13 protein-coding genes and 2 pseudogenes are annotated in these 10,892 nt (G+C 64.2%); 8 read left to right on the plus strand and 7 right to left on the minus strand.

Annotated features, from left to right (window positions below):
• Window positions 1-178 precede the first annotated feature (178 nt).
• Both ACFWCF_RS02340 and ACFWCF_RS02345 read right to left on the minus strand, forming a co-directional pair.
• Entirely contained in the window at window positions 179-781 is a 603-nt protein-coding gene (locus ACFWCF_RS02340) for a YibE/F family protein (protein ID WP_378556705.1), read from the minus strand.
• A 112-nt stretch (window positions 782-893) separates the two neighbouring features.
• Window positions 894-1,001: pseudogene (locus tag ACFWCF_RS02345) on the minus strand (hypothetical protein); the annotation flags it as partial.
• 151 nt (window positions 1,002-1,152) lie between these two features.
• Here ACFWCF_RS02345 and ACFWCF_RS02350 point away from each other — a divergent pair.
• The 3 genes and pseudogenes from ACFWCF_RS02350 to ACFWCF_RS02360 all read left to right on the plus strand — a co-directional run bounded on the left by ACFWCF_RS02350 (window position 1,153) and on the right by ACFWCF_RS02360 (window position 2,398).
• Window positions 1,153-1,296, plus strand: a complete 144-nt coding sequence (locus ACFWCF_RS02350; RefSeq protein ID WP_378556708.1) for a hypothetical protein — start codon at window positions 1,153-1,155, stop codon at window positions 1,294-1,296.
• Window positions 1,297-1,794: 498 nt separating this feature from the next.
• Window positions 1,795-2,247: pseudogene (locus ACFWCF_RS02355) on the plus strand (helix-turn-helix domain-containing protein); the annotation flags it as partial.
• The gene (locus ACFWCF_RS02360; protein ID WP_378556711.1) at window positions 2,237-2,398 is read left to right on the plus strand and encodes a transposase; all 162 of its coding nucleotides are present in this window, start codon (window positions 2,237-2,239) and stop codon (window positions 2,396-2,398) included. The pseudogene ACFWCF_RS02355 and the gene ACFWCF_RS02360, both read left to right, overlap by 11 nt.
• Window positions 2,399-2,416: 18 nt before the next feature.
• Here the strand turns inward: ACFWCF_RS02360 and ACFWCF_RS02365 are convergent, their stop codons facing one another.
• Window positions 2,417-2,992: a TetR/AcrR family transcriptional regulator gene (locus ACFWCF_RS02365; RefSeq protein WP_378556714.1), complete on the minus strand. Its 576-nt coding sequence runs from the start codon at window positions 2,990-2,992 to the stop codon at window positions 2,417-2,419.
• Between the two features lie 101 nt (window positions 2,993-3,093).
• On the opposite strand from ACFWCF_RS02365, the gene ACFWCF_RS02370 reads away from it, so the two are divergent.
• The gene (locus tag ACFWCF_RS02370; RefSeq protein ID WP_378556717.1) at window positions 3,094-4,233 is read left to right on the plus strand and encodes an acyl-CoA dehydrogenase family protein; all 1,140 of its coding nucleotides are present in this window, start codon (window positions 3,094-3,096) and stop codon (window positions 4,231-4,233) included.
• A gap of 219 nt (window positions 4,234-4,452) precedes the next feature.
• Here the strand turns inward: ACFWCF_RS02370 and ACFWCF_RS02375 are convergent, their stop codons facing one another.
• Complete coding sequence (locus ACFWCF_RS02375) at window positions 4,453-5,106, minus strand: superoxide dismutase family protein (protein ID WP_378556720.1); 654 nt, start codon at window positions 5,104-5,106, stop codon at window positions 4,453-4,455.
• A 70-nt stretch (window positions 5,107-5,176) separates the two neighbouring features.
• On the opposite strand from ACFWCF_RS02375, the gene ACFWCF_RS02380 reads away from it, so the two are divergent.
• Entirely contained in the window at window positions 5,177-5,734 is a 558-nt protein-coding gene (locus ACFWCF_RS02380) for a DUF2231 domain-containing protein (RefSeq protein WP_378556723.1), read from the plus strand.
• Between the two features lie 26 nt (window positions 5,735-5,760).
• Here ACFWCF_RS02380 and ACFWCF_RS02385 read toward each other — a convergent pair whose 3' ends face one another.
• The 3 genes from ACFWCF_RS02385 to ACFWCF_RS02395 form a co-directional block, all read right to left on the minus strand.
• Window positions 5,761-6,177, minus strand: coding sequence for a hypothetical protein (locus ACFWCF_RS02385; RefSeq protein WP_378556726.1), 417 nt, complete (start codon window positions 6,175-6,177; stop codon window positions 5,761-5,763).
• A 160-nt stretch (window positions 6,178-6,337) separates the two neighbouring features.
• A complete protein-coding gene (locus tag ACFWCF_RS02390; protein ID WP_378556729.1) occupies window positions 6,338-6,943 on the minus strand; it encodes a carboxymuconolactone decarboxylase family protein in 606 nt (201 codons plus the stop codon).
• A gap of 59 nt (window positions 6,944-7,002) precedes the next feature.
• The gene (locus ACFWCF_RS02395; RefSeq protein WP_378556732.1) at window positions 7,003-7,830 is read right to left on the minus strand and encodes a TauD/TfdA dioxygenase family protein; all 828 of its coding nucleotides are present in this window, start codon (window positions 7,828-7,830) and stop codon (window positions 7,003-7,005) included.
• A gap of 94 nt (window positions 7,831-7,924) precedes the next feature.
• Here ACFWCF_RS02395 and ACFWCF_RS02400 point away from each other — a divergent pair, with 94 nt between their 5' ends.
• The 3 genes from ACFWCF_RS02400 (at window position 7,925) to ACFWCF_RS02410 (ending at window position 10,835) form a co-directional block, all read left to right on the plus strand.
• A complete protein-coding gene (locus ACFWCF_RS02400; protein WP_378556735.1) occupies window positions 7,925-8,524 on the plus strand; it encodes a TetR/AcrR family transcriptional regulator in 600 nt (199 codons plus the stop codon).
• Between the two features lie 60 nt (window positions 8,525-8,584).
• A complete protein-coding gene (locus ACFWCF_RS02405) occupies window positions 8,585-9,418 on the plus strand; it encodes an IclR family transcriptional regulator (RefSeq protein ID WP_378556738.1) in 834 nt (277 codons plus the stop codon).
• 376 nt (window positions 9,419-9,794) lie between these two features.
• Entirely contained in the window at window positions 9,795-10,835 is a 1,041-nt protein-coding gene (locus tag ACFWCF_RS02410) for an LLM class flavin-dependent oxidoreductase (protein ID WP_378557685.1), read from the plus strand.
• Window positions 10,836-10,892 lie beyond the last annotated feature (57 nt).

Consider the following 10,892-nt stretch of genomic DNA (forward strand, 5'->3'; position numbering starts at 1 on the left):
CTGGTGGCCTTCCTCGACCGCACTGACAAGCTGGTGCCGCTGGGGCAGGAGGGCGCGCTCGCCGACTTCGACAGCCACCTCGACGAGGCCCTGGACCGCATCCTGGCGGAGGAACAGAGCGCGGGCTGAACCGTTCCGGCAGCCGTGCGGTCGCCGGCGTGACGCTTCGCCGGACGCGTCAGCGCTTGCGGCGACGGCCTCGCCCGCCACGGGCCGGGGCACTGGCCCCGCCACCCGCCGTCGCCACCTGGGCCGGTCGTTCGGCCGGGCGGTCCGCCGACACGACCAGGGCGGCGAGGGCGGTGGTGACCGGCACGGAGGCCACCAGGCCGATCGAGCCGACCAGCGTCCGTACGATCTCCTCCGCGACCAGCTCGCTGTTGGCGACGGTCCCCACACCGCTCTGCGCGATCGAGAACAGCAGCAGCAGCGGCAGCGCCGCGCCCGCGTAAGCCAGGACCAGCGTGTTGACCACCGAGGCGATGTGGTCGCGGCCGATGCGGATGCCCGCCCGGTACAGGCCGCGCCAGCCCATCGTCGGGTTGGCCTCGTGCAGTTCCCAGACCGCCGAGGTCTGGGTGACCGTCACGTCGTCGAGGACGCCGAGCGATCCGATGATCACGCCGGCGAGGAGGAGACCGCTCATGTCGATGTTCGGGTAGAGGCCGTGGATGAGGCCGGTGTTGTCGTCGGTGTTGCCGGTGAGCGCGGCCCAGCCGATGAAGAGCGACCCGAGCACGCCGATCAGCAGCAGCGAGATCAGGGTGCCGAGCACCGCCACGGATGTACGGGGGCGCGTGGCCTCGCCTCACCGTATTCATCTGAGGAAGGAAGTCGTGACCGGTCGCCGGGTCGGTGCAGCACCCCGTGTAGTCGAGCACGCAATCTTCGGTCAGAACACCACGAACCAGCTCGGGATCGCCGGTGTCGACGCCGCGGAAGTAACGCGCTTTGGCGTGCTTGATCTCTTCGACGGCAATCAATCGTTCGAGGTCGTTCATCGATTCTCCAGTTCAACGGGCCGATTCGAGTGACATCTTCGTTGTGCTGAAGTCGAGGGTATTGCCGTACATGCGAGCATGCTTGGACTCCCCTGAGTTACTGGGTTCAACTTGAGGTTTTGGGGGATACAGGCGGCTGGGCTGTGCAGACGTGCCCCGCAGGATCAACATCGTCTGCGTCGGTCGCAACCTCGGCATGCGCCAGCTGAGCCTGAGCGCGGTCGCCGCCGAACTCGAGGTCTCCACCACGGGGCCGACGGTTCGTACATTATCGGTGCGCGGTCAGAAGGAGTAGAGCCGACGCGAGAACTATTGCCAGAGAAGGTCGGTAAGCTAGATTATGCCAACCTGCGACCGCTAGCTCATTCATCAAATGCATCATCGCGCTACCCGAACCGCTGCCCGATCTCGCGCCGGGAGCCCGTAGCGCCGTACCGGCGGTGTCTGGGCCAGCCTACGACAGCCCCGGCGCCGGTCCCGGAGATCGACACACACACAGCGCTTCACGCCCACACGAACGCCACACTGGACGCACCACGTGCGGGTACACCGACCGATATGTTGCGGTTCTGATGCAGATCCGCACACGAGTAGCATGTCGGCGCCCACACTGCAGCGCCAGGAAGCTCGTCACCGCACCGACCACCCTGATGGGTAATCACCGTTATCCATGAGAATGTGGCTCTACTGACCGATCTGTGGGTGACCTGAGGACCGTATAGAAACGCACGCCGTTGCCCCAGTAGCGTTCTGGCTTGTCTAAGGTCAGGTCGCTACAGATACGGAAAACGGCGTGCGCAACAACAGGATATGGGCTCGGATCCTCGGTGTCGAAAAGACGATCGTCGAGGGTGTCGAATACGACGACGACGCAGATCGCGTAGTGGTCTCGGTACGGCCCGCGGCCAAGGCCAGGTCGCGATGCGGAGTGTGCCAGCGCGGGAGTCCCGGCTATGACGGTGGGACGGGGCGCCGACGGTGGCGAACTCTCGATGCGGGCCTGACCGCGGTGCTCGTCGAAGGACCGGCACCACGCGTGGTGTGCCGTGCGCACGGGGTGGTCGTGGCGTATGTGCCGTGGGCGCGGCACGGGGCCGGACACACGCGACGGTTCGACGAGACGATCGCGTGGCTGGCCACGCACTGCTCGAAGTCCGCGGTGTGCGAGTTGATGCAGGTCGCATGGCGCACCGTCGGGTCCATCGTCGATCGGGTGTGGTCCGATACCGAGCGCAGTGTCGATCGTTGTCGAATCGATCAATACCAAGATCAGACTGATCACCCGCGTCGCGTTCGGGTTCCGCAGTCCTGAGGCTCTCATCGCCCTGGCCATGCTCAGTCTCGGTGGTCACCCGCCGCGGCCTCCGGGAAGAAATCACCCACGAATGAGTCAGTAGAGCCCCAAAAGCCGCCAATCAGACGCTGATACCGGTCGTGAGGATCGAAGTAAGTTCACGGTAGGCGTTGGCATCGTCGAGTCCGGTGGCCGCGCGGACGCGGCCCTGCTGGATACGCACCATCATGGTGGCAGCGAGGTCTGCAGCGAATTCCGCGTTCACTCCACGGAAATCGCCGTCGGCGACGCCCAGGGTGATCAGCTCCTGGACGCGACGGGCAGCGATGCGGGTGTTTCGTTCGTAAACCTCCCGGGCCGGAGCGAAAGCATCGAGGTCGTTCATGAACTGTTCCGACGCTGCGGCGAGAGCCTCACCGACGGCCGTGAGATATGCCGCAATGCGGTCGCGGGTGCCCGCAGCTGCGACCTTCGCTTCGACCTGTTCGGTTGCGCGTTTGAAGAAGTGCTTGGTTGCCGCCGTGACGAGCTGTTCTTTGCTGCCGGCGAGGGTGTAGAGGGTGGATTTGGAACATTGGAGGCGCGCGGCGATTGCATCGAGCGTCAGATGCGCGAAGCCCTCCGCGAGGAACAGTTCGACCAGCCCGTCGAACAGTTCGGTGCGACGAGCGGTGGCGAAGGACAAGCGGGTATCCATACGGCCGATAGTACTGAAAGACCGATTGCAGTACTGATCAGTGGGTAGTACTGTGGAGCAGAGTTCAGTACTACTTTCCGTATCTCTTCGAGGAGAGCCCTGTGGCCGTCGACCGTCTCTTGCCCTCCGACGAGGCCCGCGACCTCATCCAGCTGACCCGCGACGTCGCCGACAAGGTTCTGGCACCGATCGTCGACGAACACGAGAAGACGGAAACCTACCCCAAGGGCGTGTTCGCCACCCTGGGCGAAGCGGGGCTGCTGAGCCTGCCGTATCCCGAGGAATGGGGCGGCGGAGGCCAGCCCTACGAGGTGTACCTGCAGGTCCTCGAGGAACTCGCCGCCCGCTGGGCCGCGGTCGCCGTCGCCGTCAGCGTCCACAGCCTCGCCTGCCACCCACTGATGGCCTTCGGCACCGACGAGCAGAAGCAGCAGTGGCTGCCGGACATGCTCGGCGGCAACACCATCGGCGCCTACAGCCTGTCCGAACCGCAGGCCGGTTCCGACGCGGCCGCACTGACCTGCAAGGCCACCGCCACCGACGGCGGCTACCGCATCACCGGCGCAAAGGCGTGGATCACCCACGGTGGTGTCGCCGATTTCTACAATCTGTTCGCCCGCACCGGTGAGGGTTCGAAGGGCATCTCTTGCTTCCTCGTTCCCCACGGCACCGAAGGCCTGAGCTTCGGCAAGCCCGAGGAGAAGATGGGCTTGCACGCCGTGCCCACCACCTCGGCGCACTACGACGACGCCTTCGTCCCTGCCGAACGACGCCTCGGAGCCGAAGGACAGGGCCTGCAGATCGCCTTCAGCGCCCTCGACTCCGGTCGCCTCGGCATCGCCGCCGTCGCCACAGGCATCGCGCAGGCCGCACTCGACGAAGCCGTTGCCTACGCCCAGGAGCGCACCGCGTTCGGCCGCAAGATCATCGACCACCAGGGCCTGGGTTTCCTGCTCGCCGACATGGCCGCCGCGGTCGACTCGGCGCGTGCCACCTACCTCGACGCCGCGCGCCGCCGCGACGCCGGACTGCAGTACTCGCGCAACGCCTCGATCGCCAAGCTCGTCGCTACCGACGCGGCGATGAAGGTCACCACCGACGCTGTCCAGGTCCTCGGTGGCTACGGCTACACCCGCGACTTCCGCGTCGAGCGGTACATGCGCGAAGCCAAGATCACCCAGATTTTCGAAGGCACCAACCAGATCCAGAGACTGGTCATCAGCCGCCATCTGGCCGGCTGACCCCTCGGCGCCATCGTCATCGAGGGCGCACTGAGAAGATCACTATCACCACCGCCGAGATCACTGGCAAGGCAAGTTCTTCCGCCGGCCAGGAGGACTGCGCGGAGTCCCGTGCCCCTGGGCTGTCACTCGCGGACAGCCCAGGGGGCAAAGACCATCGACAGTGGCCTAGGCGCCCTGGCACCGAGATGTCGTAACCCGCGCTCTCGACGACTCCCGTCAGAAGTCGGCGTCAATACAAGCCAAGCGGTCGCCCGCCATTCCGGCCTCGCCAGGTTCGGTCATGGTGTGCTGTGCGTGAAGCACCACGGAGTTCGCCTCGTCGTCGCGGAACTCCCACTCGACTGTCGTCGAAGCCTGCGCGTTCCCGGCGTCATCAGTGGTGACGTCGAGCCAGATCTCATTCTGGGGGTTCGCGTAGGCGGGGTCCGTCGACGGGGCTTCCGGGGTGGCAGCGGGGTCGAGGTCGTTCTGATAATGCGGTCCCGAATCCGACGGTTGCATACCGCACGGCTGGGTATGCACATGCACCCCGAAGTCCCGGTCCGGTGCCAAGCCCGTCGCGTCGAGCGTGATCGTGGTGCGGCCGTCCTCTTCCTCGGAATCGACAGTGACCACTGAGCCGACGGGGACCGCCACTTCGTCGTAGGTCAAGGCGCTGTCGTCGTCGCCGGGTTCGCCGGGCACTTGGAATGCACCTGCCATTCCGGGGGCAGGAACCGGAGTCTGCATGTCGTCGGTTGTCGTCTCAGTAGTGGGCGAGGGCGTTTCGACAGTCGCCTCATCTGTCGTTGCCTCGTCGTCACCGCACCCGGCGGCAACGAGCGCTACCAAGGAGACCCCTGCAATGAAGGTAGTTCTTCGTGTATTCATGTCCGCGGCATACCCGGCGGCGCACGATCGAATCAGGTTTCGGATCGTTCACTGGAGGTATCCGCTCCTCATGACTGAATTGTTCTCGAAACTGGAAGCCGCAGCTTCGCTGGACCGACCCTCGACCGCGATTCGCGATGCAGTCCGCCGTGTCACGTCCGGAACGGCAGGTGATCTGCTGCGCGGTGACGTGGCACCCGGACACCCGCTGCATCCGGCGCTGGTCGCGGTGCCGATCGGGGTCTGGACCGCCGTTCCACTGTTCGATTTCGCATTCCACAAGCCGGAGGCTGCGCGTCTGCTGGTCGGTATCGGACTGGCCACAGCGGTGCCTTCAGCACTCACCGGCTGGGTCGATTTCGCGGAATGCAACACCACACAGCGCCGGGTCGGATTGGTGCACGCGGCCGTCAACGGGACGGGTATCGCGCTGATGGGCCTGTCGTATCTGGGGCGGCGTCGCGGCAATAGCCCCGCGGCGCTCGCTGCCAGCACGGCTGCGACCGCGCTGATCGGCTTCGGTGGCATGCTCGGCGGACACTTGGCATACGCCCTTGGTGCAAGGACGAAGCCGCACGTCGCCGAGCAGCCACCGGCAGGGCCTGCGTTCGACCCGGCGCTCGCGTGACCTCAGCAGATTCGTAAGGTCGACGCTCAGTTGCGAGGCGGCAGACCGGTCCCGGGGTCCGATTGATCGGTCCGGCGGGTGCTGTGGCCCTCGCGGACCGACGGATCGAGCTTGTTCGCGCGTGCCACCTCGTCGTCCAATTCTGCACGGGACCGTTCGGCTGCGGCACGCTGATTTTCGGCGCGATTGCCGAGACGCTGCGCTTCTGCGGCCTTGGCCTCGGCGTCCGCTGCCGCCCGTCGCGCCTCCGCTTCGGTCTGGTCTGCCGCCACAGCACGTTGTTCGACTACCGGCTGCCGCTCTGTCACTCGCTCACGGATGTGCGCTGCCTCGGCGTGCCGTTTCGCGACACCCCGACGCCTCAGTGCCACCACAAGTCCGACGAGCAACAGCAACACCACCAACGCGATGATGATCACTCCGACCCAAGCGTTCGTACTCATTGCATCCTCCTCCAAGTGATGCCACTGGTTACCCACGAGGACAAACGGGAAACACTCGGTTCGGACTTACTAGGCCGATCCGATGGAACGACTCAGTCCTGGACGGTCATCGTCGGCCCTCTCGGCGCTGGAGTAGCTGCAGAGATGAGGGCGAACGCCGCTACAGGACTTCTGCCTTCGCGGCGCGTTCCGCCACCAGATCCTTGATATCCTGGTCGATCTCGAGTTCGAATGATCTGAACATCCGGGCCAACAGGTCGTAGCTGCCCACGGTGAAGATCAGGTCGAGAATCTGCTGGACGTCGAGGTGCGCGGCCAGCACCTTCCACGTGGATGCGCTGATCTCGCCTTCGACGATGAGTTCGTCGACGGACCTCAGGATCGCCGCGTCGAGGTCATCCCAGAACGGCGCTGTCGGGCCGAACGTGACCCGGCTGATCTCATCGTCGTCGAGACCGGCATCGCGCGCCATGAACACGTGCTGAATCCACTCGTACCCGGAGTCGCGCACAACGGAGACCCGGAGCACGAGAAGCTCGCGCTGGCGTTCCGACAAGGTGGTCGCCATCAGCAGATGACCGTTGAAGGTGAAGTACGCCTTGGCCAGCTCCGGGTGATGGGCGAATGTCCCCAACGTGTTGAGCGCCTTGGGTCGCCCCTCGGTGGACGGTTGCGCGTGTCGTGGATTCGGCGGCGTCATCGCAGCCAGCGCCCCACGCATTTCCTTGGGGAACTCGCGCAGAGTGAGCGGTTCGATTCGTGCCATATCGGTTCGTCCTTCGATTCGTAGATTACTGAGTGTGCGACGCCGGAGCAGCTCCCCGGCTATGCGACGGCCTCGTCGCCCACCAGGGTGGTGCGATGCATCAGACGACGCGATGTGGGCTCGTACGGGAGCGCTCGATGCAGAAGACTTGTGTTGTCCCATATTACGAGATCGCCCACCTGCCATCGATGACGCAGCACGAATTGCGGTTGCGTTGCCCATTCCAGAACGCTGTCGAGAAGCGCGCGTCCGTCTTCCGGACTCATCCCGACGACGTGCCCGGCCGTCGCCCCGATCAGCAGTGAGCGCCTGCCGTCACGATGCTTCCACACCAATGGATGTTCGCGCGCGGGAAGACGATTCCACGCATCCTTCTGTTTTTCAGTGGCATCGGGATGAGTCAACCGCTGCGCTGCCGCAAAGCTGTGAACCACTCGATACTCTGCCAACTCGGACTTCTTCGAGTTCGGCAGCGCATCGTAGGCCGCATAGGTGTTCGCGAATTCGGTGTCCCCTTCGCCGTCCACGACCTCACGGGCAGTCAGCAGCGTGGCTTTCTGCGGAATGTCGTCGGTGACTCCGTCGATGTGCCAGAAGATCGTACTGCGACGCAGCCCTGCCAACTCGCTCTTGCTGGGATCGAGGGTGACGGGCGAGATTTCCGGATGGTCCGGAAGGCCGCCCATCGGAGCCACCACCACATCACCGAGCATTCGACTGAAGGAGACCAAGTCGGTGTCGCTGACGTGCGCCTGCCTGAAAACCACGACACCGTGACGGGCCAGCAGCTCGGACGTTGTCGATGCCGTGCCCGGGGAGCTGAAGTCTGCGGCCGAGATTCCCTGAACCTCAACGCCGATCGACGGAGACACTGCTGTTGCGATCATGGACGCGCCCTTCCTCGTTCATCGGAACAGTAGAGTCGGCCCACCAATGTTGTCAATGCCTACATTGCGCGGTCGTTTGCTAAAGTTCGCCCCCATGAGCAAGGGCTATCACCACGGGGATCTTCGCGCGGCACTCCTCAGAGAAGCCGAAGAATTGCTGCAGACATCGGGGGAAGCCGGCCTGTCGCTACGCGAAGTCGCTCGTGCGGTCGGCGTCAGCCACGGCGCACCGAGCCGGCATTTCACCGATAAAGCCGCGCTACTCGAAGCCCTTGCCGTGGAAGGCTTTCGACGTCTGGGCGCCAGACTGGAGGCTGCGGCCACAATCGACGACCGCAGTTTCGTGCCCACCCTGCGCGATGTCGCAGTGTCTTTCGTTCGATTCTCGACCGATAACCCCGCATTGGTGGACCTGATGTCCCGTTACCGACGGGAAGACGTCACCGATGAACTGCGGCACGCACGTGCCGCGAGTTTCGCCCCGGTCGCGACCTTGGTCGACATCGGCTTGTCGGAGAATGAGCTGTTCGGTGATGCCCGGACCATCGGAACTGTCTTCTTCGCAACGTTGCAGGGAATCTTCGTCATGGCCAACAACAAGACGATCGACCCGTTGAACGACGAACTGATCATCGAAGTGGTCGACTCACTATTGAAAGGCCTGGCTCCCCACACGGGCAGACCCATCTCCTAATATTTGCAGGTAGAACCACCAAGCAATTGCTTGGTATAGTGCCGCGAAGGAGGTCATTCAATGACATTGATGCGAAGCGAACCCAATCCGACGTCCACCACACCCAGCGAGCAACGCCCGGGCGTAGTGGAACGGTTCACGCTCATCCTCGACGCGATCACCGCCGGACCGGATCGGATGTACCTCGAGGAGATCACCGACATCACCGGCTTGCCTCGCTCCACAGTCTTCCGACTCCTCGCTCAGCTCATCGATCAGGGGTGGATCGAACATCGCTCACGCGGGTACCAGCCTGGACCGCGGATGTACACCATGAACCGGGCCAAGGACCACTCCCGGCTGCGCGGAGCAGCATCGGGAATTCTCAACGAACTCCACGCCAGCACCCGGGGAGTCGTCCACCTGACAGTCCTCGAGGGCTCCTCCGTCTATTTCCTCGACAGGATCGGAGGCGCGGCCAGCGCGGCCATCCCCTCGCAGGTCGCGACACACCTACCCGCCGGAAGTACCATCAGCGGACGGGTACTCCTCGCCGGCCTCGAACCGGAGAGAGTCGACGCCCTGATGCGAATGAGCCCACGCAGAAACTCCCAGACCGACCTCGACGCCCTCCACTGCCGCCTGAGCCGGATTCGTCAGCGGCACGGTCTCGACGTCATTCCGCGCAACGCCTGCCATATGGCGATCAGTTCTGTCGCAGCACCCATCACCGGGCCCAACGGAGCGGAAGGCGCAATCTCTGTCTCCTGTGTCGGCACGGTAGAGCTGTCGAACATCGCGCCGATGGTGCGGTCGGCGACTCGTCACATCTCACGAGCGCTCTACTCGGACGGACATCGACAATCGACAAGCACCAAGCAATCACCTCGCGCAGCGATAGGCACGGCACTCTAACGTCCTGAGTCGTTAATTCATTGTCATATTGCTATGAGAATGTGATGGACGTAAGCCGAAGTTGGCGGTGCTGGACCTGAGCCGGGTTGAGCGAGATATGTTGCAGCGTTAGGCCCGACGCCGTTGAATCGCTCAGGAGTTGGCAGTGCGAGCGCGGATCGTGCTGGCGTGTGCGGGCGGGTTGCCCAACCGGGTCTGTGAGCTCGCGTCGGCAGAGCAGTTCTTCGACGCGGACGCGATGACGGCAGTCCTGGGCGTTGTCGAGCCGTGCGGATCTGTGCCGAACGCGGCTGCGAGCCCTCGTCCGTCAGTGTGCCCGCTCCGAACGCAGGCAGTAGACATCCCGACAGAACCTCTTCGACGAACCGAGGACATTGTGGAGCTGATTGCGTCGCTACCGGCCGACACCCCATTGAACGATGTGGCGTCATACGCGCGTCGCGCAGAGACGCTCGGATTCGACGTGTTGCACGTGCCGGAGACGTTTCACGACCCGTTCGTGACAAGCGTGCTCGCTCTCGCGCACACCACGACCCTGGTCGTGCGCACCAGCATGGTGGTGGCGTTCCCTCGAAGTCCCATGGTGACCTCGTACGCCGCATGGGATCTGGCTCAGTACTCGAACGGGCGCTTCCAACTCGGTCTCGCCTCGCAGGTCAGGGGCAACATCGTAGGCCGCTACTCGACCACGTGGACCGACCCGGTCGGTCAGCTTCGGGATTACATCGGATCGGTTCGCGCGATTTTCACTGCGTTCCAGGAAGGCTCGGGGCTCCACTACGAAGGACCGCACTACCGATTCGACCGGCTCCAGCCGTATTTCGACCCCGGCCCGATCGATTGTGCGCCACCGAGCTTCTGGACGGGCGGCGTGAATCGCGGGATGTGTGCGCTCGCAGGAGAGGTGTCGGACGGCTTCGTCTGCCACCCCGCAGCTTCGCACCCGCGGTACCTGGAGGCCCGGATTCGTCCTGCGCTCCGGGCAGGGGCGGCCGGAGCCGGACGCACGGACAGCGGCCCGCGAATCGTGGTCAACGTTCGGCCACTGGTCGGCCGGACTTGCGACGAAGTGGATGCGTGCCGCGACGAGCGTCGCCGCGAACTCGCCTTCCTCTACAGCACACCCGCGTACCACCGTCAGCTCGAACTGCTGGACCTGCCCGACCTCGGACCGAAACTCACCGAGATGGTTGCGGCCCGGGAATGGGCCTCACTGCCGAGCCTTCTCACGAACGACGTTCTCGACCGGCTCCTACCGGCAGGTACCTGGGGCGAACTTCCCGGCATACTCGGCGAGTGGTACGGAAGCCACTGCGACGGAATCAGTCTCGGACTCTCCAGTGATCCCGCCGAAGATGACAGGATCGAACGCTTCGTACAGGAGACGAAAATGATTCCGCCGCTACATATCCCGTAGACGAGAACATTACCCGCGGCGACCCGGATGATGTCGGGCGCCGCGGGGAATGCCGGA

This window comes from Rhodococcus sp. NPDC060090, assembly GCF_042729855.1.
Lineage (GTDB): Bacteria > Actinomycetota > Actinomycetes > Mycobacteriales > Mycobacteriaceae > Rhodococcus.